The sequence below is a fragment of the Streptomyces griseoaurantiacus genome (genome assembly GCF_036189845.1).
In the GTDB taxonomy this organism is placed as follows: domain Bacteria; phylum Actinomycetota; class Actinomycetes; order Streptomycetales; family Streptomycetaceae; genus Streptomyces; species Streptomyces griseoaurantiacus.
In genome coordinates this window covers 7,046,674-7,071,466 of sequence record NZ_CP108326.1, presented here as the reverse complement: position 1 = coordinate 7,071,466, position 24,793 = coordinate 7,046,674, and the positions used below count along the sequence as shown (strand labels likewise).

The 24,793-nt window shown below is 73.7% G+C and carries 16 protein-coding genes; 6 read left to right on the top strand and 10 right to left on the bottom strand.

What is annotated here, in order from left to right; all coding sequences use genetic code 11:
* The first annotated feature begins 5 nt into the window (after positions 1 to 5).
* A complete protein-coding gene (locus OHB09_RS31030; RefSeq protein ID WP_328922891.1) occupies positions 6 to 3,026 on the top strand; it encodes an alpha-mannosidase in 3,021 nt (1,006 codons plus the stop codon).
* An 84-nt stretch (positions 3,027 to 3,110) separates the two neighbouring features.
* Here the strand turns inward: OHB09_RS31030 and OHB09_RS31025 are convergent, their stop codons facing one another.
* The 3 genes from OHB09_RS31025 to OHB09_RS31015 form a co-directional block, all read right to left on the bottom strand.
* Complete coding sequence (locus OHB09_RS31025) at positions 3,111 to 3,656, bottom strand: cysteine hydrolase family protein (protein ID WP_328922890.1); 546 nt, start codon at positions 3,654 to 3,656, stop codon at positions 3,111 to 3,113.
* 59 nt (positions 3,657 to 3,715) lie between these two features.
* Complete coding sequence (locus OHB09_RS31020; protein ID WP_006140002.1) at positions 3,716 to 4,063, bottom strand: hypothetical protein; 348 nt, start codon at positions 4,061 to 4,063, stop codon at positions 3,716 to 3,718.
* Positions 4,064 to 4,202: 139 nt separating this feature from the next.
* Positions 4,203 to 5,321, bottom strand: coding sequence for a hypothetical protein (locus OHB09_RS31015; RefSeq protein ID WP_234528769.1), 1,119 nt, complete (start codon positions 5,319 to 5,321; stop codon positions 4,203 to 4,205).
* A gap of 138 nt (positions 5,322 to 5,459) precedes the next feature.
* On the opposite strand from OHB09_RS31015, the gene OHB09_RS31010 reads away from it, so the two are divergent.
* From OHB09_RS31010 to OHB09_RS30990, 5 genes are all read left to right on the top strand, one after another.
* Positions 5,460 to 7,826, top strand: a complete 2,367-nt coding sequence (locus tag OHB09_RS31010) for a large ATP-binding protein (protein WP_328922889.1) — start codon at positions 5,460 to 5,462, stop codon at positions 7,824 to 7,826.
* A 59-nt stretch (positions 7,827 to 7,885) separates the two neighbouring features.
* Positions 7,886 to 8,851 (top strand): AAA family ATPase, encoded by a 966-nt coding sequence (locus OHB09_RS31005; protein ID WP_328922888.1) that lies wholly within the window; start codon positions 7,886 to 7,888, stop codon positions 8,849 to 8,851.
* Entirely contained in the window at positions 8,848 to 10,071 is a 1,224-nt protein-coding gene (locus OHB09_RS31000) for a hypothetical protein (RefSeq protein ID WP_328922887.1), read from the top strand. Before OHB09_RS31005 ends, OHB09_RS31000 begins: the two co-directional genes overlap by 4 nt.
* Positions 10,068 to 12,920: a hypothetical protein gene (locus OHB09_RS30995; protein WP_328922886.1), complete on the top strand. Its 2,853-nt coding sequence runs from the start codon at positions 10,068 to 10,070 to the stop codon at positions 12,918 to 12,920. Before OHB09_RS31000 ends, OHB09_RS30995 begins: the two co-directional genes overlap by 4 nt.
* 64 nt (positions 12,921 to 12,984) lie before the next feature.
* Positions 12,985 to 14,205 (top strand): toll/interleukin-1 receptor domain-containing protein, encoded by a 1,221-nt coding sequence (locus tag OHB09_RS30990; RefSeq protein WP_006140008.1) that lies wholly within the window; start codon positions 12,985 to 12,987, stop codon positions 14,203 to 14,205.
* A 106-nt stretch (positions 14,206 to 14,311) separates the two neighbouring features.
* Here OHB09_RS30990 and fxsT read toward each other — a convergent pair whose 3' ends face one another.
* The 7 genes from fxsT to OHB09_RS30955 all read right to left on the bottom strand — a co-directional run bounded on the left by fxsT (position 14,312) and on the right by OHB09_RS30955 (position 24,596).
* A complete protein-coding gene (gene fxsT / locus OHB09_RS30985; protein ID WP_328918179.1) occupies positions 14,312 to 18,280 on the bottom strand; it encodes an FxSxx-COOH system tetratricopeptide repeat protein in 3,969 nt (1,322 codons plus the stop codon).
* Positions 18,277 to 19,440: an FxsC protein gene (fsxC, locus tag OHB09_RS30980; RefSeq protein WP_328922885.1), complete on the bottom strand. Its 1,164-nt coding sequence runs from the start codon at positions 19,438 to 19,440 to the stop codon at positions 18,277 to 18,279. Before fsxC ends, fxsT begins: the two co-directional genes overlap by 4 nt.
* 145 nt (positions 19,441 to 19,585) lie before the next feature.
* Positions 19,586 to 21,106, bottom strand: coding sequence for an HEXXH motif domain-containing protein (locus OHB09_RS30975; protein ID WP_328922884.1), 1,521 nt, complete (start codon positions 21,104 to 21,106; stop codon positions 19,586 to 19,588).
* Positions 21,103 to 22,224 (bottom strand): FxsB family cyclophane-forming radical SAM/SPASM peptide maturase, encoded by a 1,122-nt coding sequence (locus tag OHB09_RS30970; RefSeq protein ID WP_319351836.1) that lies wholly within the window; start codon positions 22,222 to 22,224, stop codon positions 21,103 to 21,105. Before OHB09_RS30970 ends, OHB09_RS30975 begins: the two co-directional genes overlap by 4 nt.
* A 99-nt stretch (positions 22,225 to 22,323) precedes the next feature.
* Positions 22,324 to 22,503: an FxSxx-COOH cyclophane-containing RiPP peptide gene (gene fxsA / locus OHB09_RS30965; protein ID WP_318295410.1), complete on the bottom strand. Its 180-nt coding sequence runs from the start codon at positions 22,501 to 22,503 to the stop codon at positions 22,324 to 22,326.
* A gap of 263 nt (positions 22,504 to 22,766) precedes the next feature.
* Positions 22,767 to 23,318, bottom strand: a complete 552-nt coding sequence (locus OHB09_RS30960; RefSeq protein WP_006140014.1) for a hypothetical protein — start codon at positions 23,316 to 23,318, stop codon at positions 22,767 to 22,769.
* Between the two features lie 288 nt (positions 23,319 to 23,606).
* A complete protein-coding gene (locus tag OHB09_RS30955; protein ID WP_319351826.1) occupies positions 23,607 to 24,596 on the bottom strand; it encodes an alpha/beta fold hydrolase in 990 nt (329 codons plus the stop codon).
* Positions 24,597 to 24,793 lie beyond the last annotated feature (197 nt).

The following is a 24,793-nucleotide window of genomic DNA, read 5'->3' as shown; positions in this document are numbered from 1 at the left end:
CACGCATGCATGACGACCGCAGCCTCGTGGAGGCCCGCCTCAAGCGCGTCCTCGAGGAACGCATCCGTCCCGCCGTGTACCCCGACTCGGTGCCGCTGGAAGTGGCGGTGTGGCACGCCCCCGGCGAGCCCGTCCCGGTGTCCGAGGGGCTCGCCGCCGAGCCCTCGCCGATCGAGGTGGGCGCCCGGTGGGGAGCGCCCTGGGGCACGAGCTGGTTCCGGGTCACGGGGACCGTGCCGAAGGCGTGGGCCGGGCGCACCGTGGAGGCCCTGCTCGACCTCGGCTTCGACGAGAACATGCCCGGATTCCAGTGCGAGGGCCTGGTGTACCGGCCCGACGGCACCCCGGTGAAGGGGCTCAACCCCCGCAACCAGTGGGTGCGGATCGGCGCTCCCGTCGCCGGCGGCGAGGAGGTGCGGCTGCACGTCGAGGCCGCCTCCAACCCCGTCATCCTGGACTACCACCCCTTCCTGCCCACGCGGCTCGGCGACAAGGAGACCGCGGGCAGTGAGCCGCAGTACACGCTGACCCGCATGGACCTCGCCGTCTTCGACGAGACGGTGTGGCAGCTCGTCCTGGACCTGGAGGTGCTCGGCGAGCTGATGGCCGAGCTGCCGGTGGAGTCCGCCCGCCGGTGGGACGTCCTGCGGGCGGTCGAGCGCGCCCTGGACGCGCTCGACCTCCAGGACGTGGGCGGCACCGCCGGGCGCGCCCGGGAGCGGCTCACCGACGTCCTCTCCTCCCCCGCCGTGCCCTCCGCGCACCGGATCAGCGCGGTCGGCCACGCGCACATCGACTCGGCGTGGCTGTGGCCGCTGCGCGAGACGGTCCGCAAGGTGGCCCGCACCACCGCCAACATGACCTCCCTCCTGGACGAGGAGCCGGACTTCGTCTTCGCCATGTCCCAGGCGCAGCAGTGGGCGTGGGTCAAGGAGCACCGGCCCGAGGTGTGGGCACGGGTGAAGAAGGCGGTGGCGGACGGGCGGTTCGTGCCGGCGGGCGGGATGTGGGTGGAGTCGGACACCAACATGCCCGGTTCGGAGGCGATGGCCCGGCAGTTCGTGCACGGCAAGCGGTTCTTCCTCGACGAGTTCGGCATCGAGAACCAGGAGGCGTGGCTGCCGGACACCTTCGGTTTCGCCGCCGGGCTGCCGCAGATCATCAAGGCGGCCGGGTCGAAGTGGCTGCTGACGCAGAAGATCTCCTGGTCGCAGACGAACACCTTCCCCCACCACACCTTCCAGTGGGAGGGCATCGACGGCACCCGGATCTTCACGCACTTCCCGCCCGTGGACACCTACAACTGCTCGATGCAGGGCCGCGAGATCGCCCACGCGGCCCGCAACTTCAAGGACAAGGGGGCCGCCCGGCACTCCCTGGCGCCGACCGGCTGGGGCGACGGCGGCGGTGGCACCACCCGTGAGATGGTCGCCAAGGCGGCCCGGCTGCGGGACCTGGAGGGTTCGGCGACCGTCGCCTGGGAGACACCGGAGGCCTTCTTCCGCAAGGCGGAGGCCGACTACCCCGAGCCGCCGGTCTGGGTGGGCGAGTTGTACCTGGAGCTGCACCGGGCGACGCTGACCAGCCAGGCGCGCACCAAGCAGGGCAACCGGCGCAGCGAGCACCTGCTGCGCGAGGCCGAGCTGTGGGCGGCGACGGCCGCCGTACGGGCCGGGTTCGCCTACCCCTACGAGGACCTGGACCGGATCTGGAAGACGGTGCTGCTGCACCAGTTCCACGACATCCTGCCCGGCTCGTCCATCGCCTGGGTGCACCGGGAGGCGCGGGCGACGTACGAGCGCCTGGAGCGCGAGCTGACCGCGATCATCACGGCGGCGCAGCAGGCGCTGGCCGGGAGCGGTGAGACGGAGCTGGTGTTCAACGCCGCCCCGCACGCCCGCCGCGGTGTCCCGGCGGGCGGCGCCGGCACGGTGGCCGTCGAGGGGAGCACGGCCCTGGAGCCGCGTGCCGGGGGCGGGTTCACGCTGGACAACGGGCTGCTGCGGATCGAGGTGGACGAGCGGGGCCTGGTGCCCTCGGTGTACGACCTCGCCGCCGGCCGGGAGACCGTGCCCCCGGGCCGGCCGGCCAACCTGCTGCAACTGCACCCGGACTTCCCGAACATGTGGGACGCCTGGGACGTGGACGAGTTCTACCGCAACACGGTGACCGACCTGACCGACGCGGAGGAGGTGGGCGCGGGCGAGGACGGCTCCTCGGTGCGCGTCGTGCGCTCCTTCGGCGGCTCCCGGGTCGTGCAGGTGCTGTCACTCGCGCCGGGTGAGCGGCGGCTGGTGGTGGACACGGAGGTGGACTGGCACGAGACGGAGAAGTTCCTCAAGCTGGCCTTCCCGCTGGACGTGCACGCCGAGCGGTACGCCTCCGAGACGCAGTTCGGGCACTTCCACCGGCCGACGCACACCAACACGAGCTGGGAGGCCGCCAAGTTCGAGGCGTGCAACCACCGCTTCGTGCACGTGGCGGAGCCGGGCTGGGGCGTGGCTCTCGTCACCGATTCGACGTACGGCCACGACGTGACCCGTGCCGTGCGGCAGGACGGCGGGCGCGGTGCCACCACCACGGTCCGGGTCTCGCTGCTGCGCGCCCCGCGCTTCCCCGACCCGGAGACCGACCAGGGTGTGCACCGCTTCCGGCACGCGCTGGTGCCGGGCGCGGAGATCGGGGACGCGGTCCGCGAGGGCTGGTGGGTGAACCTGCCCGAGCGGCGGGTGAGGGGTGCCGGTCCGGTGGCGCCACTGGTGTCGGTCGCGGAGGACGCGGTGGCGGTCACCGCGGTCAAGCTGGCCGACGACGGCAGCGGTGACGTGGTGGTGCGTTTCCACGAGGCGCACGGCGGCCGGTCCACGGCGACGCTCGCCCCGGGCTTCGACGTGGCCTCGGTGACCGTCACCGACCTGCTGGAGCGTCCGCTGTCGGACGCGCCGGCGCCCCGGTCGGAGGACGGCCGGATCGTGCTGCCGCTGGGACCGTTCGAGCTGGTGACGCTGCGCCTGAGGCGGGCGTAGGACGGCGCGGGCCCCGTGCCCCTCGAAGGGCGCGGGGCCACGCGGGCGTGTGGTCCGGCCGGCCGTCGGCCGGCCGGGTGCGCCTCAGCCGTCCTCGGCCCAGAGGTCCGCGCTCTCGCACACCCGCGCGCCCATGTTCCGTTCCATCATCCGCAGCGCCGCCTGCGCGAGGTCCTCGTGGATGGGGGCCACGCCGTCGCGGGGCACGACCACCTTCAGGTGGCGGATGTGCGCGTCCAGGGCCGAGTACAGCACGCACTGCTCGGTGACCTGGCCGCACAGGACGAGCCGGTCGATGCCCTGCTGGCCCAGCAGATAGCCGAGCGGGGTCTCGAAGAAGATCGAGTGGCGGGCCTTCACCACGAACAGCGAGGCCTCGTCGGGCCGTACCGGTTCGACGAGGTCGGCGTGCGGTCCGGCCAGTGCCTTGTCGAGCAGTTCACCGTGGTGCGAGCGCCACTCGCCGAAGTTGTCGTTGACGTAGATGACGGGCGCGCCGCTCGCGCGTGCCCGCTCGAGCAGTCCGGCGACGACCGGCACGACCGTCTTCACCGACGGCAGCAGCAGGTCGGCGTCGTCGTGATCGTAGGTGTTGATCATGTCGATGACGACGAGTGCGGTGGTGCCCATGCGCACCAGTCTCCCTCCGCCGTACCCGGCTGTCCTGTCGGCCGGGCCCTCGCCCCGCTTCAGTGACCGGAGCCGTAGTGCCCGCCGAGCTGGTCGCGGTAGCGGGGGTCGCCCAGGTGCTTGTCCTCGTCGAACTCGGGGGCGGCCTTGATCTCCTCCTTGGTGCGGGCCACGTGCACGGTGCGGTCCTCGTGCCGGATGAGGGTGACCACGCCCGCGGGCAGCAGCACCTTCCTGCCGAAGATCCAGACGCCGGTGTCGACGACGAGGTACTGCGAGTCGACGTCGGCCGAGTGCTTGTCGACCTTGCCGATGTGGCCGTCGGACGCCTCGACCCGGTAGCCGGTCAGATCGTCGTCCGGGGTGTGTCCGGCCGTCGGGGCGTACCGCCAGATGCCTTCAGTCACCGTGACCTCCGTGGGGTGTCGGCTGAACGGGGCGCGCGGCCGGCTGCGGGCCGCGCCGCCGGGCCGACTGCCCCGTCACGGCGGTTCCATTCCCCGAGGTCGGCGACCCGGCGGAGGGACCGGCCCCGCCGGAGCGGGGTCAGCGGGCGGCGGCCACGGGGGCGTCGAGGATCTGGCGCAGCGGACCCGGGGGCAGCAGGTCCCACAGCTGGCGCAGGTCGTGGCGGGCGGCCGCGGCGAGGGGCTCCTCCTCGTGGTCGCGGCCGTCGAGGAAGTCGCGCAGGGCGAGGTCGCCGCCCCGGGCCATGGTGTACGGGGGTACGGAGTGGCGGGTGAGGACCAGTGCGCCGGGGTCGTCCGCCCCGGTGGACGCCGCGAACCAGCGGCGCACCTCGTGGAAGTGGCGTTCCTGGAGGCTGCCCACGTCGATCACCGCCGGGTCGGCGGGGGCCGGGGTGCCGTGCCGCAGGACGAGCGGGACCCGCGTCCGGTCGTGCGCGCGGTCGTGCACCAGGACGTGCGCCGCCGCGTAGCGCAGGGTCTGCTCCTCGTGGCGGGCGCCGCCCTTGCCGTCGAGGCGGCACAGGATCCGGGCGCGCCCCTCGGCCGGCAGCGCGGCCACGAGCTCGGTCAGCGCCTCCAGCACCCGGGGCGGTGCCGCGGTGCGGTACACGCTGTGGGCGACGGGCCCGAGGAAGCACAGCAGCCGTTGCAGGCAGTGCCCGAGCAGTTCGGTCTGCTCGGCCACCCTCTCCTCGCACAGCGCGTTGAGCCGGCCGCTCAGGGGCCCGGCGAGGACCACCTGGACGTGGCAGCCGGGGTGGCCGCTCCCGGTGAGCCGGGCGGCCATCCGCACGGCCGGCAGGACGTAGCTCAGGGCCCGCAGCGGGACCTCGGTACTGGCGCCGTAGACCACCCGCAGGACCAGCGGGGCCCGGGCGGCCGCGGCGGCCGCGCGCAGCAGGGGCGGCACTCCGTGGCAGGGCAGGCCGTGGACGTATCCGGTGCGCCGGGCCTCCGGTCCGACGACCGCGTGCAGCACCCGCGGCCGGGTCCGGTTGAGCTCGGCGGTCTCCTCGGCCGAGGGGGCGAGGGCCGGAACGGGGGCGGCGCGCAGCAGGCGCCGGGCCTCCTCCTCGGCCAGCGGTCTGGCGTCGTTGTCGTGTCCCAGGACCGGAACTCCCCGCAGGATCGCGGCGAGGAGATTCTCCTGTTTCTTCCCCAGGGGCGGCGCCGCCCCTCCGGACACATCGAGCATGTCACCGTACATTTCTTCGAGCTGGCCTGACGGACCATCAGTTGCTGCGGCGGATTCTGCCACGCCCGTCGCCCGGCGCAGTGCCAGACTGGTGGGAGAAGCGGGTGCGCAAGCCGATCTACGGGGGAAGTGGTGTCCGTGTACCGCTATGCCGTCAGCTATTTGCGGGGCCGTGACGAGGCCTGGGTGGCCCGTTTCCTGTACGAGCTGCGCAGACGGCTGGACGCCTCCAAGGGCCCGCAGTTCACCCGCGTGCTCGCTCCGGCACCTCAGCCGCCGGACGCGCGGCACTCTCCGCCGGCCGAGTCGCCCGGGGTGGCCGCCGCGGACGTCGTCCTCGCCCTGTGCAGTCCCGCCTACTTCAGCGAGGGCCCCGCCGACCAGGACTGGGCGGTCCTCGCGCACCGTCAGACGCTGGGCCAGGCCCGTACCGGCACCGCGCCCCGCACGGCGCTGCCGCTGCTGTGGGAGCCGATCCCGCAGCGGCTGCCGGAACCGGTCGCGGCGGCCGACGTCCTCACCGCCGGGCAGCCGCCGGAGTACCGCTCGCTGGGTCTCGCCCTGCTCACCATGCAGGCGCCCCGGTACCGCGGGGCCCTGGACGAGGTCCTCTCGGCGATCGTCGCACACATGAACGAAGCGGTCCGGAGCGGTACGACGGCACCGCCGCTCGCCGACCGCTCGGCCGGCGAGCCGCCCCGCGCGCTCGCCGTGGACGACGGCGTGTTCACCGAGGAGTTCCGCAAGCACCTGGCACCCGCCGTGCCCGCGCCCCGCATCCCCCGCACCCTGGTCGCCGACGACGGCGCGGACGGGACCGTGCCCGCCGAACTGCTGCCCGAACTGGGCCGGCGGCTGCTCCTGGTCGGCCCCCTCGGCGCGGGCCACAGCACCGAACTGGCCCGGCTCGCCGGGCAGGCCCTCGACGCCCTCCCGCACACCCCGGCCGGCTCCGCCCGGGCACCCTGGGGCTGCCGCATCCCGTTCGTGCTCTCCGCCCGCTCCGGAGCCCTCCCCGACCTCGACGGGCTGGTGCCCGCCCTCGCCCCGGGCGCCGCCCCCCGCGAGCCCGCCGGCTGGGCGGCGCGCCAACTGCGCGCCGGACACGCCTTCGTGGCCGTCGACGACCTCGACGCAGTGCCCTCGCGCAACCGCACCGCCGTCTGGGAGTCCCTGCTGCGCCTGCTGCGCACCCACCCGCAGGCCCCCTGCGTCATCGCCACCAACGGGGCCACCGTGCCCTGGGACCGGCTGGGCTCCGAGTTCCGTACCGTCCGGCTGCGCGCCCTGGCCCCGGCGGGCGTCCGGGCCCTGCTGGACTCCCTGGGCGCCGGCGGCGAGCAGCGGACCGCACGGGCGCTGACGCGGCGGCTCGACGAGGACCCGGTGCTCTCGGGCGTCGCCGGTCGCCCGGCCGCCGCCGCGGCGATCTGGCGGGCCTCCCGGGCACACGCCCTGCCGGGACCGCCGCCCCGGCACCAGCTCCTGCGGGCCGGGATCTCCGCCGGGTGGCGCCGGGCCCGGCCGGAACCCGGAGGGGTGCCCCCGGTACGGGAGGACGGGGCGGCGGTGCCCGACAGCGTGCTGCGCACCGCCTGCGGCGGCCTGGCCGTCGCCACCCTCGACATGGACGGCGCGCGCATCCCGCTGCGCACGGCGCTGGACGCGCTGCGCGAGCGCGGCACCCGCGCGGCCGGTGCCGCCCCGGCGCCGGAGCGGCTGCTCGCCGCCCTCGCGGACCGCACCGGCACGCTCTACCAGCCCGGCCCCGACACCGTCGCCTTCTCCGACCCGGCGGTGCGCACCTTCCTGGCGGCCCACCACCTGGCCGGCGCCGAACACGCGGACGCGGCACGCCTGCTGGCCCGCTCCGGCTCCCCCGAACTGGAGGAGCTGCTCGGCGAGTTGCGGGCGGCGCGAACCGGCACCGAGCCGCGTGGCCTGCTGACCTCCGGCCACCGGCCGCCGCGGCGGCTGCCGGCGGCGCGGCCCGCGCGCCCCGCCCCGGCGCGGCGCGCCCTCGTGCGCTCGGCCGGGGAACTGCGCGCGCTGGCCGCGTCCGGCGGCCCCGGCGGTCACGAACTGTGGTGCGAGGGAACGGTCGAGGGCCTGGACGAACTGCTGCCGCGGCTGCGCGGCCTGCGGGCGCTGGTCCTCGCCGACGACCCCGCGCGCACCGCCCTCCCCCCGCTGGACGGCTGCCCCTCGCTGCGCGCGCTGCGGGTGGTGCGCTGCCCCGCCCTGACCGACTGGACGGCCCTCGCCTCCTCGACGGTCATGTTCCTCACCCTGGAGCCCTGGCCGGACGAGCCGATACCGGAGGGTCTGGACGACATGCCGTGGCTCAGCCAGGTCGACCTGGTGCCGGCGGAAGCACGGCCCACCGCGCGCGCCGGGGCGCACACCGTCCCCCGCCCGGGAGGAACGCCCAGGCCGGGAGCGGGTTTCCCCGGTGTCCGGGTGGTGCGCCCGGGCCGGTCCCGCGGAGGCAATCTTCAGCACTGACGGGGTGTCGGCTACCCTCGTCGAGGGAGCTTTCGCGGTACACGGACCAGGGGGAAACAGTGGGCTACGTCAAGCTTTTCGACCCCGACGTGGAGTCCACCGGCACCCCGCACCAGCGCCCCTTACCGCCCCTCCCGGCGCGGGGCGTGGCCCGCCCGGACGAGGAGGTCTACCTCTTCGACGAGCGCACGGTCCTCGCCGTCAACATCGCCCTGGCGACCGGCCGTCCCCTGCTGGTGCTGGGCCCGCCCGGCTCCGGCAAGTCCACCCTGGCGCCCAACGTGGCCCGGCTGATGGGGCTGCGCTACTACGCCGAGGTCGTCACCGCCCGCACCGAGCCGCACGACCTGCTCTGGCGCGAGGAGGCGTTCCGGCAGCTCAACGACGCGCACTCGGGGAAGCTCGGCGCCCCCGACTCGCCCGCGTACTTCCGGCCGGGCGTGCTCTGGAAGGCCCTGGACCCGTCCGTCGACCCGGTGTTCGCCGGCTCGGCCGAGCCCGCGGACGCCGGGGACGAGGGCACCGGGGCCGACCCGGCCCTGCGCGGGCGCCCGGCCGTCGTACTGATCGACGAGATCGACAAGGCCGATCCCGATGTGCCGGACGCCCTGCTCGACCCACTGAACAACCTGCGCTTCGAGGGCCCGGGCCGCCGACTCGTGACGGCCGCCGAGGGGATCGACGCCCCCCTGGTGGTCATCACCAGCAACGAGGAACGGGAACTGTCGGCCGCCTTCCGCCGCCGCTGCATCCCCCTGGTCCTCGAACCCCCGGACCGCGAACACCTGCTGCTGGTGGCCCGGTTGCACATGGGCGCGGCCTACGACCCCCTGCTGGCGGGCGAGTTGGCCGAGATGTTCGACGCCGAGTCCTCCGTCGCACGGCCGGTCGCGAGCACCGCGGAATTCCTCGACACCCTGCGGGCCTGCCGGCAGCTCGGTCTCACCGCCGGCTCCCCGGAATGGCGTGCCGTGGCGGACCTCGCCATGGTGAAGGGCTCCCCCGACGTCCTGCCGTACGCATGAGCCGAGGCCGGACCCAGGTGGGGGACCTGCTGCGGGCTGCCCGCCTGCTGGGTGTACGGGACGCGGACGGCGTGGCACGGCTGGCCGAGGCGATGGGGCTGCCCGCGGGAGCCGGCCGGGACGTGCCGCCGGGCCCGGGTCCCGACGGGACCGGCGCGAGCGGCGGGCCGGGAGCAGGGGGCGGCGGACGGGGGGCGGAGCGCCGTCCGGTGCGCTCCCTGCACGCCGACTCCGGGCCCCGGCCGGACCGCCGGGACCGCCCGCGGCCTGCCTCCCGCCGTACCGGACCGGCGCCGGCCGACGGCGCAGGCGGGGACCGGAGCGGGGAGGAGCCGGGGCCCGTCACCCCCGCGGTCGCGCGCCGCCGGACCGAATCCGCGTCCGACGGCGCACGACGGGGCCCGCGTTCCACGCTCCCCGCCCCCACCGGTGCCTCCCTCCTCATGCTCCGGGCGCCGGTCCCCCCGCCGGACCCCACCGGACCCGAGGGCGAGCCCGCCCTGCGCGACCTCACCGACCCGACGGACCCGCCACCACCGCCCGACATCCTCGAGGTGCCCTGGACCAGCGCCCCGCCCCGGCCCGCCCCGCCCTGGGACCCGCGGACCGAACGGGCCGTCTTCCTGGCCGTGGCCGCCACGTACCGCGACGGACACACCGTCGACCACGACCGGCTCATGGAGCTGGTGGTCCGGGGCCTCGCGGGCGGCCCCCTCGGCCGTCCCCGGGTCCCCTACCGGCAGCGGGCGACCACCAGGGCCGGGGCGCACCTGCTGCTGGACCGGGGCGAATCCATGCGGCCCTTCCGCGAGGACCAGTCCTGGCTCGCCGCCCTGGCCGCCCGGGTGCTGCCGCCCGACCGGCTGACCGTCCTCGACTTCCGGCTCACCCGGGGCGCCAGCCGCGACGGGGGCCGCACCTGGGAGCCCCGGCCCGTCCCGCCGCACGGGCAGCCGGTCCTGCTGATGTCCGACCTCGGCCTGCTGCGGCCCCCGGTTCCCGGCCGCCACCACGCAGGCCCCGCCCAGTGGCTGCCGTACCTGCGCCGGCTGTGCGCCGCGGGCACCCCCGTCGTCTGCCTCACCCCGCACCCCGTGCGGCAGTACCCGTCCGCGATCCGGCAGCTCACCACGCTGCTCACCCTGGACCGCGGCATCCCGGTGCGCACGGGGCGGTCCACCGCCCGGGGCGGCCGGCGCAGGCCGGGGCGCGGCTCGTGACGGCGGCACCCGAGCGCAGCAGCGCCTTCCGGCTCATCGCCGAGCAGCGCCGCGACCAGCCCGACGTGGTGCTGCTGGCGCGCTCGCTGTGCCTGGCGGCACAGGCCGAGCCGTACTTCCTGCGCGGCGCCCGGCTGCGGTTCCTGCCGCGCAGCGGCATCGGGCTCGAGGCCAGGCTGTGGTTCTCACCGCTGGTGGAGGCCGCCGACAGCCGGGCCCTCGTCCTCAACCCCGAGGTGAGCGCCGAGCTGCGCCAGGAACTGTCCGCACGGGACCTGAGCCTGCTCGGCTCGGTCCGCGAGTACACCCGCACCGCCCACCGGTCCGCCCCTCCCCTCGTCCGCGCGTTCGAGGACCTGCTGTGGCGGGCGACGATCGGTCCGCGCCCCGCCGAGGCGGAGGTCGAGGAGGCACTGGCACCCCTGTTCCGGCAGGTCCTCGCCGAGGGTGCCGGGGCGGCCGACGCCAGCCGCTGGGTGCTGCGCTTCCTGCCCCGGCTGCCGGAGGACGTGCACGGCTCCTGGCCGGCCTGGCGGCTGCAGGTCATGGCGGCGGAACGGCTGGGCATGGAACCGCCCACCGGTGTGGCCGCCCGTACCGACGCCGACCGGGTGCGGGCGGTGCGGTCCCTGGTCCACAGCGAGGTCGACATCGGCGTGCGGCCGGTGGCCGACGGCCTCGTCCTGACCCGGCCGCCGGAACCCGACGCCCTGGTCTGCCCGGCGAGCGGCGCCGCCCGGGTCCGGCTGCGGCTGCGCGCAGCGCTGCCCGGGGCCGGCTGGCACGAGCTGGACATGTACGCGGACGAGCGGGCCGCGCTGCGCCTCGGTGTGATCGCCGAGGCCCTTCCCGACGGCACGGTGCTGCACGCGCGGGCGGAGCTGGGCGGCACCCTGGCCTGCGTGCGGGCTGCCGGGCGCGGGGCGACGGCGGTCACCGCCGACGGGCACACCGCTCTGTCGGTCGACGACGGCGAGACCGTACTGCCTCTCGAACTGCCCGAGGCACCCACCCTGCTGGCCGTCGCGGACGCGGGTCCCGCCGCCACGGCCGCCCTGACCGGCAGCGGACTGCACGTGGTGTCGACGGCACTGGACGGCACCGCCGACGCCGTACTGCACCGGTTTCCGGCCGCGGCGGCGGAGCCGACGGCGCTCGGCTGGTCGCGGCTGGCCCGGCAGACCGTGCTGTGCCTGGTGTCGGGGACCGACGTGGTCCTGGCGGCCGACGGCGACCCGCGCCGCGAACTGGCACGGCTGACGCACTCGGCCCGGGTGGTGGGACTCTGGTCCTCGGTGCGGGCCGGAACGGTGGCGGTGGCGGACGCCCGGGGCGACCTCGTCGTCCACCGCCCGGCCTCGGGCACAGGTCCGCCGACGACACTGTGGGGCACCGGCCAGGCGATCACCGCCCTGACCGGCGACCCGGCCTCGGGCGCGGTGGTGTGGGCGACGGAGGACGGCCGGGTGCACGCCTGGCGCCCGGACGGTGCCCCGGAGGCGGGCGGCGACGGGGTGGACGGAGCCGGAGAGACGGCCACCGGCCGCCGCGACCGCGAGGAGGACGACTGGGACGTCCTGGCTGTGCTGCCGGCCCCGGCGACCTCGCTCGCCGTCTCGCCCGAGTCCGGTCTCGTCGTCGCGGCGGACGGCGGCCCCCGGCTGCTGCGGCTGCCGTGGCCGGAGGGCGGTCCCGCGACGGGGGCGCCGGTCCCCTTCCCGGTGCGGGAGGTGTGTCCCGCTCCGAGCGGGCGCCTGCTGCTGACGGGCCACGGCGGCGAGGTGGAGATCCGCTCCGAGGACGGCCGGGCCCACCTGTTCACCCCCGCCCCCGTGCCCGCCGCACCGGGCGGCGCCGGCCCCGCCTGGCTCCGCGACAGCGTCGGGGTGGTGCTGCCTGCGAGCGATCCCCAGCTGCCCTCGCGGGCACGCCGCTGGGGCCTCGGCCACGTCTGCCTGCCCGCCTCCTGCGAGCCGGGGGCGCCCGGCACGACGGCGCTGGTGGAGGAGGCACGGGCCCAGGGCCTGCGCCTTCTCGCCTGCCTCGACCCGCCGGACGGCACCGCCGCGCACGGGCCGCTGCTGCGGCGGGCGTACGACCTGCTGGAGGAGGGGCTCGACGGCCTGCGGCTGCGCGAGGCCGCGCGCTGGCCCGAGCCCCTGCTGGTCCGGCTGCGCCACCTGCTGGACGCGTTCCCGGGGGCGGCACTGGTGGGAGTGGCGGACGGGCACGAGGCTCCGGACGGGCCGGAGCCGGCCAGCGGTTCCGCAACGGCCGCCGCCCACTGCCACCTCCTCGTCGGCGCACCTCCGGGCGTCCCGGCGGACGCCCCGGGCCCGCTGTCCCCGTGGGCGCTGCCGCCCGGCACCCCGTACCCGGAGGCGTGCCTGCTGCTGGCCCTGCCCGGCTGCCACGAGGTCCCCTTCGCCGTGCTGGACGCGGCGACGCCCCGGACGACGGCACTGCGCACCCTGCTGGCCGCCCGCGCCACCCAACTCGCCCTTCACGGCGAGGACTTCACCTTTCTCCCCACCGGGGACCCCCGGCTCACCGCCGTCCGCCGGAGCCACGCGGGCCAGACGGTGCTGTGTCTGACCAGCACCGCCGACACCCCCGTCCTCGCCCGGATCCCCGTACCGGACCCGACGCCGGCGGCCGCATTCGTCGAGATCGCCCACGACATCCCCGCACCGCACCCGGCCGCCGACGAACCGGAAACCGTACGCGCGGCCGAGGGCGTCCTCACCCTCCCCCTCGGACCGGGCCGCACCCGCTGGTTCCGGCTCCGTCCCGCTCAGCACTCCCGGTCGGCGGAGGCGACCGACCCCTTCGGCCCACCCACCCCCTGACGCCGCACGCCGCGAGCCGCGACCGGCCGACGTCAGCCCCGTCCCCAGTTCAGCGAGGAGCACCATGCCCGGTCCCCATGTCTTCCTCAGCCGCAGCGAACCCCTGGACTGCCCGTGCAACTGCTGGCCCGCACGGCGTGCCATGGAGGAGCTGCTGCGGGCGGAGGGCTGCGCCCCGGTCGTCGTGGACCGGGAGTCGCTGGTGCCCGGGCAGGAGTGGATGGAGGCGATCTCCGACGGCATGGGCAGTGCGCACGGCATGCTGCTCATCGTCTCGGTGCACGCCCTGCGGTCCGAGCACGTGCAGAACGAACTCGCCATGGCGGAACTGCGCAACCGCACCGACGGCTTCCCCGTCATCCTGCTGATGCTGCCGGAGGTGGACCTCGAGGCGCTGGAGCGCAGCGGACTCAACTCCCTCAACCCGACCCGGCGGCAGACCGTCGAGTGGCCGGAACGGGGCGATCTGGAAGCGGTACGGCGTGACATCGCCCCGCAGCTCGAGCTGATGCGGGCCGGACTGAACGACTCCCGGGTGCACCACCAGGTGGTACGGCACCTGCGCGAGGTGCCCGACCGCAGCCTGGACCGCGCCAGCGCGACACTGGGGGTGCCGCTGGCCGGCCTCTCCCCCCTCAAGCAGCACCGCCTCGCCTCCGGTCTGCTCGCCGAACGGCCCAGCGAACAGGAGGCGGACGCCGACCCGTTGCGCGCCGCCCTGACCGAACTCCTGCCGCTGCCCGGACCCGGTGACTCCCGCGAACTGATCGAACTGAGCGTGACCCACGCCAGGGTGCCGGGCGCCGAGGCCACCCGGATGCGCGAGGCCCTGTGCGGTGCGGGCCCGCGCGTCGCCGTACTGCCCGCCCGCTCCACGGACACCGCGCGCCGCTACGTCCACCGGGCGACCGAACAACCCCTCGCCTGGGACCACTTCGTCGTGCCGATCACCGCGGGCACCGGCGTCCTGGACGGCCTCGTGGAGGGCATCCGGGACCTGCTGGAGGACGTCGACGTCTACGACGAGGAGACCCTGCGCGAACACGAACGGGACTTCGGCCCCGTGGTGGTCATCGTCCCCCACCCCCCGGACACCGACCTGGTCCGCGCCCTGGACGCCGCGTTCCCGGTGGGCGTGCTGTTCCTGTTCGTCGTCGACGGCGACCTGCTGGGCACCGCCGGCGCCCACACCCTGCTGGACGGCCTGCCGGCCTGGCGCGAGGAGGAGATGAACCGCACGGTCCGCCGCTTCGTCCGCAAGTACGCGACCTCACGCCAGAATTGACGCGCGTCGACCGCGGCGCGGACGCCCGGACCACACCCCGACGGGCCCCGGCCGGTCGGCCGGGGCCCGTGGGGCGTGTCTCTTCGTCTTCAAGGGCGGTCACCGATCAGATCGGCGGCATCTCCAGGTCGAAGTCGATGCGCCGGCGGTTGACCATGGCCCGGCAGGTGGGGTGCCGCGGGCCGAGTTTGCGCTCCGTGTCCTCCCCGGCCTCCCGCAGCGCGGTCTCCGCCTCCTCGTCCCCGGCGAGGATCCGCTCCAAAGCCGCGTTGTACCGCGCGCACAGCACCCTCGGATGGTCGGGACCGTACAGCGCGAGATAGGCCTCGTGCACCTTCTCGTCCTCCGCCGTCGCCTCCCGGTGCCGCCCCAGCGCGGAGAGCGCCCCGGCACGGTTCGCCCGGCAGGCGACGGCCGCGGGATGCTGCTCCCCCAGCCGTCCGACCAACTGCCGCAAGGTGTCGTCACCGAGCTTCAACGCCTCCGTGGCCTCGTCCTGGTTGCGCAGAATGGCCACGAGGTTGGTGGCGGCGGCGAGGGTGAAGGGGTGATCGGCGCCGAGCTGACCCTTGTAGACCTCGAGATTACGCTTGCCCAACTCGGCCGCCTCGGCGCGCCGTTCGGGCTGGGTCTCCGACAGGGCGAGCAGGTCGCAGGCGAGGTTGGCGCCGCACGACATGGTTTCAGGGTGGAACTCCCCGTAGCGCTGACGGTACGCGTTCATCGTCGTGCGGGTCAGCGCCTCGGCAGCCGTGTGATTGCCCAGCCGACGCTGAGTGACGGCAAGGGAGGCGTCGGTGCGCAGCACGTCGTCCGCGCCCTCACCCAGCAGACCGGCGAACCGCCTGCGGATCTCGGTCAGCAGGTCGAGAGAACTCTGGTAGTCGCCCATCTCGCGGCGGTCCAGTGCCACACCGTTGGCCAGGATCCAGGTGAGCCGGTTTCGCACGCCGAGCGCCGAGCGGCACTTCGCGTACGTGTCCTCGGCCAGGCGGAGTGCCTCCGCGGGCCGGCCCGCCAGGTTGAGTGAAACGCCCAGGTTGTTGGCGGCCCGCAGTGTCGCTTCGTGTTCCTCTCCGAAGTCGGGGTTGGTGCGGCAGAGGTCGTAGGTGCCCTTGTCGGACTCGTAAGCCTCCTGATAACGGCCGAGGCCGCGCAGGTCGCCCCCATAGTTGCGGGCCGTCACCAGGGTGTGGCCGTGGGCGTCGCCGAGTTGCTCGCGCTGGCGGCGCAGGGTGTCTGCATCCAGTTCGTACGCGTCCTCGAACCGTCCCAGGGACCGCAGCGGGTTGGCCACCTGGGCGGCCAGACGCAGCGTCAGATGATGGTCACGGCCCAGTGACTCGCCCCAGGTGTCGAGGGCGCGGCGGCCCAGGGCGGCTGCGGCACGGTGGTCGTCGATCCCCCACTGGTTGCGGACCTGGCGGATGACCCATTCACAGACGCGTGGGTCGGTACTGGAGACCGCCCTGGACGGTTCGAGGTGCGGCAGGAGTTCCGCGAAGCGCTGGCGTACCGTCGTGTCCTCCTCCGGCAGCGCCGCCGAAGGCAGAGCGCTGGCCAGCACCAGGTGGGCATGGTGACGGATGCGCTCCTCCCGGGCAGGGTCCTCCTGGAGCCACTCGCGGACCGCGGCCTGGAGCAGCCGGTGCACCTGGATGTAGCGGTTGCGCTGGTCCACGGTGGCGAGGGCGTACCGGCCCAGGTCGCGGATCAGGTAACCCATCACCATCGGGTCGAAGACGGAACTGTCCCCGGTCGCTTCGGCGAGGTAGTTGCGCATGCCGTCGCTGTAGAGCAGCGAGTGCGCGATGGGCTCGGGTGAGAGGAACGAACAGAGTTCCAGCAGGCGGACGGCGGCCGGGCGGTCCTGGGCGAGCCGGTCGACGGAGAGTCGCCAGACCGCCGTCAGGGACTGCTGCGGCCCGTCCCCGGTGGCACCTTCCCGCCGCAGCACGGCGCTGACTCGGCTGTTCACCAGGTCGAGGTAGGTGTCCAGGGGCATCGCGGTCTGCCGCAGCCACGCCGCCGCCATCTCCATGGCCATCGGGAAGTCGCCGAGCCTGTCGGCGATCCGGTCGGCGTCGGAGGTCGACAGTCCGTCCACCCGGCGACGCAGCAGTGCGACGCTCTCGGACCGGCTGAACGCGTCGACCTCCATGGACGCCTGGCTCTGGCCGATGGGTGAACGCCGTGCGGTCACGATGACGTGGCCGGGACCGTCGTCGGGGATGTACTGCGAGACGGAGGCCTCGGGACGGTCCGGACCCTGACTCTCGATGTTGTCGAAGACCAGCAGCCAGCGGCCCACCCTTCCCGTGCGCAGCGCGGCTCGGGTGGCCTGGACACGTTCGTCGACCGAGGCGCCGGGGAGTTCCAGCTCTGTGCCCAGGTCGGCGAGCAACTGCGGGATCGCTTCCGGCTGTTCGGAAGGGATCCAGTGCACGACGTCGTACTGGGAACCGTAGCGGTGGACATACTCCTGGGCGATCTGGGTCTTTCCGATACCACCCAGCCCGTAGAGGACCACCCTGCCCACCGGGGTGTCCTGCCGCAGCGCCTCCGCGCCGAGTTCGGAGCGTACGTGCTCAAGGTACCCGTCCCGGCCGGTGAAGACGTTGTTGCGCGGGGGCACGTTGAAGGCCTTGGGGACCAGGCCAGGGTAGGCCGGGCCCTCGGTGGCGACGGCGGCGGGCGGTTCCAGGTCCAGGAGCCCGAACACCTGATTGAGTGCCTGCTGCGCCGGCAGGTCGGCGAGGGTGAACCCCGGCAGTCCGCGCAGCGCCGGCTCCGGGGTGTGCTCCCGGGCACGCAGTCCGATGATCCTTGGGCCCTCGGGAGCGGACGCGAGGGCACGAAGTTCGTCGGCGACGGGAGTGGTCGCGAAGTCGGGTGAGAGCAGGGCGATGACCACGTCGGCGCTCTCCGCCGGGCGGGCGGCGAGGGGGACGGAGGGACTGCTTCCACGCTGGGTGACCGCGATACCCGCGGCCTGCATCTGGGCGGCGAGCCACTCCGCCCAGGCCCCGTCCCGCAGTGCGAAGTCCAGCCGAACACGGGGCACCAAGCCCCCGCCGGGCATCCGTACGCGCTGGAAGCGCGCCAGCAGTTGCCTGCGGGTCTGCTCGTCGATCGGCTGGACGGCGGTGATCGCGCCGTCGGTGACGGTGGCCGTGAGGCGCTCGTAGGCGGCGAGGAGGGAGGCCGGTTGCCGGGGCGTGTCGGCGACGGTGGCCAGGACCTCCTCGTAGGCGAAGTACGAGCGGTAGGGGATCTCCACCGCGCCCCAGTAGCTGTCGGGGTCGGCGGCGCGGGGGGTGTCCTTGAGGAACTCCTGGAAGCGCCGGCGGGCGTGGTCGCGGCTGGCCTCGAGCTTCTCCTGCTCGGCGTAGTCGACCCGCATCGGCACAGGAATGATCTTCACGTGGGGGGCCCCGCGCTTGACGTCCCGGGCGATGTCCGCGCCGCCGTCGACCGACTGGGTGTTGAGGGTGAAGCAGTTGACGAGGACGTCCGGGAGCATCATGGTCGTGATGCCCGAGGTGTCGCCGAAGCCGGTGCGGCTGTCGATCAGGACGTAGTCGTAGTTGCGACGCATGTCCTCGCGCAGCGCGTGAAGGAAAGCCGCTCCGTCCCGGCGTTCGTAGAAACCGCGCCAGTCGTAGGTGTTGATCGTCTCCGAGTACTCCTCGGTCTGCTTGCCCGAGGAGACGAAGTCGATGTACCCGCCGTCCGGGAAGGTGGTCGTCAGCGTCGTGGCGTAGCGCTCGACGCGGGCGTATTCGCGCAGGTCCTCGTCGGTCGTGCGCGGCACGCGCAGCTCGAACTTGCGGACGAGGTCGATCAGGCCCTCGGTGGAGGCGAGATCGGGGTCCCCCAGGAAGGGCGTGAAGTAGCGGTGCAGGCCCGGTGCCTCGAGGTCCCAGTCCATGACGAGCACGCGTTTGCCGTTGCTGGCGAGGATCCACGCCACGTTCGCCAAGGACATCGTGCGGCCGGTGCCGCCCTTGAACGAGTAGAAGGTGACGATGGTGCCGGACTCGGCGGTGCCGGCGTCACCCGAGTCGAACTTCATGAGGAACGCCTTCCAAGCAGGGGAAATGGTGCGAGACCGGTGGTCGGCGCCGGAGCCCGGTCGGCCTCCACGGACTTCATTGCGTCGTTCTGCAGGCGGATGAGGGCCTTGCGGAGCGCGGAGGTGAAACGTTCGGAGTCGGGCAGGCTCCACCGCTGGTACTCGGCGAAGCTGCTCCGCAGGAGCGGGAGCATGCGGTCGACCGCCTCGTCGAGTTCGGTGGAGCGGGCGGCCGACTCGGTGTCGTCCTCGCTGCGCGGCTCGAGCACGGTGGTGGACCGGCCGGGACGACCGTCGACGGCCGCGAACAACCGTTGTTTCTCCCGGACTCTGGCGACCCAGGCGTCCACCAGCAGTACCACCAACCGGTCGGGGTCCCGGCCCACCCGATCGACGGCCTTGTCGTCCAGCGCGAGGACGTCGGGGGCAAGATCGAGGGCGGTGGCCACGTCCGTCACGAGGGAAGCGAGCGCGCCCTTGCCCTCCGGGGCGTAGGGCGACCAGTCCAGGGGGCGGTCCCCGTAGAACTGCCCCGCCTGCCGGTCGGCGGGCAGGTCCTGGCGCGACATCGAAGCCATGACGAAGTCGACGGCCCTCCTGCCCGCACGAGCGCCCGGCCGGACGCCTGCGCCTGTCGTCGTCCGGAAGCCGTGCATTTCCGGCAGTTGCTCGCGGGCTGCCGTGATCCGGCGCGCCAAGGCGTCCAGCACTTCGTTGTACTCGTCCTGGTAGCGGGCTTTCAGGCGCAGCAGGTGCAGAACACCGTCCCGCTGATAGGCCTGCGACGGCACACTCAGGGGAGGGAACGGGGAGGTGGCCGCCGGAGGGTGATCCGGGTCCGGTTCCCAGACCACGGGAATGACGGCGTCGGCGCGGCGACCGGTACGGGACCAGTGCACGTCGAGCCGCTGCTGGAAGTAGTTCCACTCGGCAACGCAGTATGACTGGCTGAAGTAACGCGGTGAAAGGAGCGCGACAAGAACGGTGGAACGACTCAAAGAATCGAGAGGCACCTCAAGGGTGTACGGATCGCCGCGCGAGCCCAGCGTTTCGGAGGGACGTCCGGTACACGCCGCCACCGCCGCGCTCAGATCACGGAAGAACGCCGCGACCCACTCCTCGTCGACCCTGCGGACATGACTCAGGTAGAAGTGGCTCACCGTGACTCCAGTTGCATGACACGTTCCCAGGGCATGGGCGGCCTCCGGGCGTGCCACGGCATGGAGGCGCCGCAGGCCTCGCTGCCATCCTGCACCCAGGATCGACCGAATCTCCCTTTACGGGCGATAGAGACGGCAATGACACTCACGCACAATATGGGGCGTTCAGCCCGTTCTCGCGCTGCCACCCCGCCGTCGGCTGCTCCGTCCATGCCCCCCTCCTCGTCTGAATGGCTGATGCGTTCCCGCCCGTAGTGGCGGATGCTTCACCGGTCCCCACCGCGTGCCCCTGCGGTGAACGGCCCTCGTTCCCCTTGGGAAGTGCCGCATCACCGGACGTCACTCGAAGGGAGGACGACGTTTCGAGCCCTCCGCCCGGGTGATGCCCTGCCTGGAACCGGCGCACCCGCCGACCATGGTGTTCGGCCTCGGCGATCATGTGGTCGACGAAGAGGGCCCCGCGCGGCGTCAGCGCACGGTGGCCGTGCAATTGACGGAGGGCGGCGGCGACCTGGCGGCCGTAGCGCTCGTGGCGCGCGGCCGCGATCCGGGCCGTCGCGTCGCTCGTCTCCCGGGCACGGCGGGCCCAGAACTCCAGCAGCGCCAGGTGCGCATGCGCACCGGTCAGTACTGCCCCGACGGGGCGGGGGTCCGGGCGCCAGCCCACGCGGTGCCGCGACTCATCGTGCGGGTCCGCCAGATCGACCAGATCGGTGAGGGCGGCGAAGGAGACATGCGCGGTCTCGTGGAGCAGGGTCTCCGCCAGGCGCTCGGGATCGTCCTGGGGAGCGACCGCCACCGCACCGTAGGTCTCCCGCGACGACGAACTGCGGCCACGTCCGGCGGGATCCGGGAGCAAGGGCACCAGGGTGGTGCACAGCCCGGCACAGGCGTCGGCACGCTCGGGCAGGACGGCTGCGAGCAGCCGCCAGGCTTCCCCCAGCGTCTGCTCCCAATGGGCCACTTGGAAGGAGTCCTGCCGCTTCTGCACGGGATGACCATGGGCCGGCAGCCGGTAGGGGTCGACGTCGTCGATGGCCACCGACAGCACCGGCCCCCTGCCGTCCGGGTGAACCGTGACGCGGTGCGGGGAGAGCCACCGCGGGCCTTCCGTGGCCAGTCGCCGACCCTGGTCCTCACGCAGGCCGACTGTCCGTCCCGCCAGACGCAGATACGGGCCGTCGAGCCGGACCCGTCGGGTCCCCTCGGGCAGTTCGGCCACGCCCAGGGTCGGCAGCCAGAGCAGGCCGTCCGGCGTGGACAGTGTGATGTCGGGATGCAGACCGGCGCGTAACGCGGCGGCGGCGGCGAACGACCCGAGCCGGGACAGGTCCACGGACAGTCGGGAGGCCGGGCCGGAACGGGTGAGCGCTCTCAGACACCGGCCGAGCCACACCCCGACGTGAGGTGCGAGTACCACCCACTCGAACGCCTGCGCGTCGGCCCCGCGAGCCCTCCCGCAAAGCTCCCATCCGTCGGCGGCACCGGATCGCGACCACAGCCCGGGCACGGTGCGCCGGGCCATGTCGGCGACGCTCTTGAGCATCAGCAGCCGTCTGCTGATCTGCCCCTCGCGGAGCACGGTCAGCGCCTGGCTCGTGGGACGGCAGCCCGCCACGGCCGCGAAGTCGGCGGCCGTCATGCGCAGTGTGTCGAAGGGGGTCACGAGGCCCTCCCCAGCAGTGCGGCGGCGTCCGCCAGTGCGCGGTCCCGGATGTGCGTCGTCAGGACGCGCAGATCGGCGGTGTAGACGCTCGGGTTGTCGAACCCCGTATCGGGCGCGAAGCGGTGGGTGCGCAGCCCTCCCCCGCAGATGCGCACGACGGTGCATTTCCGGCATTCCTCAGCGAGCGTCTCCCGTCCCCCGCCCCGCGCCTCGACGACGGCCGGATGGCGTGCCAGTGCGTCGAAGTCGTGGTCGAGGACGTTCATCCCGGTGGCGGCGGCACCCTCGTAAGCCGCCTTGAGGGAATCGGGCAGCTCCATCGTTCCGTCGGTCTCGACGACGATGAAGTCCGTCTCCCCCAGTCCCACACTCGCCGACCGCGCCCACCCGCCGAGCGAGAGGTCCAGGAGATCGTCGAACAGACGGATCCGGGTCTCCCGGTGCGGCGCGGAGTACCAGCGTTCGAAGACGGTCAGCAGCCACCGTGCGTACGGCGTGCGCCGGGGGTCGTGATGCGGCGGAGGATGCTCCCACGTCGCGTGCGGCAGGAGGAAGTCGATGGCGCGGGGCTCGTGGGACAGCAACTCCTCGTAGACGGCCGTCGGATCGGTCGTGACATCCACCGTGCACAGCAGACCCCGGTAGAGGGCACGGTTCCCCGGTTGCCTTAACAGTTCCAGCCCCCTCCGGACGGCGGTGTAGCTACTCCGTCCGTTCCTGGAACGACGATGCAGGTCGTTGGTCCCACGGTCACCGTCAAGGCTGACCCCCACCGACACGTGGTGCCGGCGGAACAGTTCCAACCAGAGTGGATCAAGGAGTGTTCCGTTGCTCTGCAAGGAAATATCACAACGGGCAACGCTGTGGAGCGCGGACCGAAGGACCGTTACCAAGTCTTCGATCCGTTCCCTCCCGGCGAGCAGCGGCTCCCCGCCGTGGAGGACGATGCGGACCTCCTCCAGTGCGTGGGCCCGCGCGTGTTCCGCTATTCTCCCGGCAAGACGTTCGGCCGTCTCCAGCGACATCACGCGAGGTTTGTCCCGCCAGGTCGAATCCTGGAGTTCATAGACGTAGCAGTAGTCGCAGGCCAGATTGCAGGGCTGCGCGACCTTGACCACCCATTCCCGGAAGGGCCGGACCTCCGACACTCGCCACCTCCTGCTCCCGGTACCCGACCGATCTCGCCAGAGCGTCTCGTCGTGCCACCACGCGGAGGGTCAAATGGCCGAACTGAACCCGGCCACGTCGGAGAGCGTCCCGTCGACGACATCGCGCAGCACCCGCCGCAAGGACTCCCCGAGCGCACTGTCCGGCAAGTCGTCGAGGTCCACGGCCGCCGAGGCCGAACCGGACAGGTTCACCACGTCGAACTCCACGTCGCTCGCTGACGTCTTCATCGCCCCCGTGCTCGCTCTCGTCGCCGGCTCCGTGCGTGTGCGGGCCGGGCGATTGTGGACATGTGTCAACCCGCAACCGGCACTGCGGTGTGCCGAGTTGCGGGTGGAATCGTGCGGTTCTGTTCTCAGGGAAGCACACTGATCACGTTCCGGCCAGATCGCGCCGTACGATCCGGAGGCGGGCCGGGTGACAACGGCCGGTCCGCCACGGTGGTTGGCTGATTCGTGCCCCGTACATCTCTTGGGCAGTAGGCCCAACGCGCCTATTTGATCAGGGCGTTGGCCAGGATGATGACCAGTCCGACGATCATGTCGACGGCCCCGGCGCGCAGGCACGCGGGCCAGCCGCGGCCCGCGCTGCGCGCGGTCCACACGCCCCAGCCGGTGAGCAGCAGGGTGTTGAGCAGCAGTGCGGTGTCGACCGCCGTTCCCTCCGTCCACAGCGGCGGCAGGGAGAGCAGCAGGAAGACGACGGTGGGGGTGGCCGCGGCTACCACGGGCCACTCGGCGGCCATCGCGCGCAGCCCGGCGCGGGCACCCCGGCCGCCCGAGGAGGCGCGGTGGGCGACGACGTGGGCGTAGCCGTGGGCGGCCGCGGAGGCGACGGCGGTGAGGAGCACCCAGAGCGCGTCGGAGCCCGGGTCGGAGGGTTCGCCGGGGCTGTCGAGCGCGGCGGCCATCGCGCCGGCCATGACGAGGCCGTAGACGCCGCTGAACAGGGTGACCTCACTGGGTCGCCGGCTCCTGGCCCGGCCCCGGGGTACGGCGGTGGCGCCGGGGGCGGGTGTGGCGTCGCGGGGTTCGCGGTCCGACATGGCTTCGGCCTCCGCCGGGAGGGGACGGGACGGGACCGCACGGGACGGTCGCTGCGCACGGTTTCGCACGCGCCCTGGTCGTGCGGCGCGCGCGGGAGCCGCCGGACCATGCTGGTCGTGCGGCTCCCGGGGAGGCGGCGGTACGCGCCGGGGACCGCGCGGTCGGGTTCGTACGTGGCACCCGTACGGCGCAGGCGCGGCCCCACCCGGGCGTCCCCGCCGGAGCCCGGCCGGGTGTCACCGGCGGGGCCGCCCCGGTGCCCCCGCCGAGGGTCCCGGCCCGAGGCGTCAGGCGGACGGGAGTCCGGCGAGCCAGTCCGTCAGCAGTCGGTTGATCTCCTCCGGGCGCTCCTGCTGGATCCAGTGGCCGCAGCCCTCCAGCAGGTGCGAGCCCACCAGCCCGGGCAGGGTGTGGGGGAAGGCCTCGATCGCCTCGCTCATCCAGCGGGTGGAGGCGTCCTGCGCGCCGCCCGCGAACAGGGAGGGTTGGGTGATCGCGGCGCCGTGGTGGGCGGTGAGGTCGGCCCAGTCGCGGTCCATGTTGCGGTAGCGGTTGAGCGCCCCGGTCAGACCGGTCCGCTCGAACTCGCCCGCGTAGACGTCGAGTTCCTCCTCGGTGAGCCAGGAGGGCAGCCGGTCGGCGGGGAAGCGGTCGCGCATCCGGCCGCCGCGGGATACGAAGTGCGGGTCGGGGGCGCCGGCGGCGGGCATGGTGTCGGCGGACAGCGCCGCGTAGACGCCGGCCAGCCAGCCCCGTACATCGGGCTCGATCTCGGCCTCGGCGCGTCCGGGCTGCTGGAAATAGGACACGTAGAACTCGTCCTCGCCGCCGATCCTCGCGAAGGCCTCGGTGGGCCGGGGGCCTCCGGGCGGGGCGTAGGGGACGCTGAGCATCGCGACGGCGCGGAACACCTCGGGCCGCAGGAGTGCGCAGGTGGCGGCGATGTTGGAGCCCCAGTCGTGGCCCACGACGACGGCCGTCCGCTCGCCGAGGGCCTCCACGACGGCGACGCAGTCCTCGACCAGCTCGACCATGCGGTAGGCCTCCATCGCCTCGGGCCGGGAGGACCGCCCGTAGCCGCGCACGTCCATGGCCACGGCACGGTGGCCGGCCGCGGCGAGGGCGGGGAGCTGGTGGCGCCAGGAGTACCAGGACTCCGGGAAGCCGTGCACGAGCAGGACCAGGGGGCCCTCGCCCTGTTCGACCAGATGGGTCCGCCCGGCGGGCGAGGGCACCAGGCGGTGGACGGGTGCTCCGGTGGCGGGGGTGAGGGGCACGAGGTCTCCCGGGGTATCGGCGGAACGGTACGCGTGACCGTACGAACGGGGTACGCGGGACCGATCCTGCGGCACCGGCGACAACCCGGGCGACGCGCCTTGCCGTTTCGGCAAAAGAGGCGGCCGGGGTACGGGTGCATCACCGATCGCGCCGGAACGACGGTGCCTCCGCTCCTCGGCGGTCCGCCGCCGTGCGG

Coding starts and splice junctions, on each gene's coding strand:
- OHB09_RS31000 (WP_328922887.1), top strand. CDS start 8,848: ATGAGCCGAGGCCGGACCCAGGTGGGGGACCTGCTGCGGGCTGCCCGC.
- fxsT (WP_328918179.1), bottom strand. CDS start 18,280: ATGAAGTTCGACTCGGGTGACGCCGGCACCGCCGAGTCCGGCACCATC.
- OHB09_RS31025 (WP_328922890.1), bottom strand. CDS start 3,656: ATGGGCACCACCGCACTCGTCGTCATCGACATGATCAACACCTACGAT.
- fxsA (WP_318295410.1), bottom strand. CDS start 22,503: ATGAAGACGTCAGCGAGCGACGTGGAGTTCGACGTGGTGAACCTGTCC.
- OHB09_RS30960 (WP_006140014.1), bottom strand. CDS start 23,318: ATGTCGGACCGCGAACCCCGCGACGCCACACCCGCCCCCGGCGCCACC.
- OHB09_RS30990 (WP_006140008.1), top strand. CDS start 12,985: ATGCCCGGTCCCCATGTCTTCCTCAGCCGCAGCGAACCCCTGGACTGC.
- OHB09_RS31015 (WP_234528769.1), bottom strand. CDS start 5,321: ATGCTCGATGTGTCCGGAGGGGCGGCGCCGCCCCTGGGGAAGAAACAG.
- OHB09_RS31030 (WP_328922891.1), top strand. CDS start 6: ATGCATGACGACCGCAGCCTCGTGGAGGCCCGCCTCAAGCGCGTCCTC.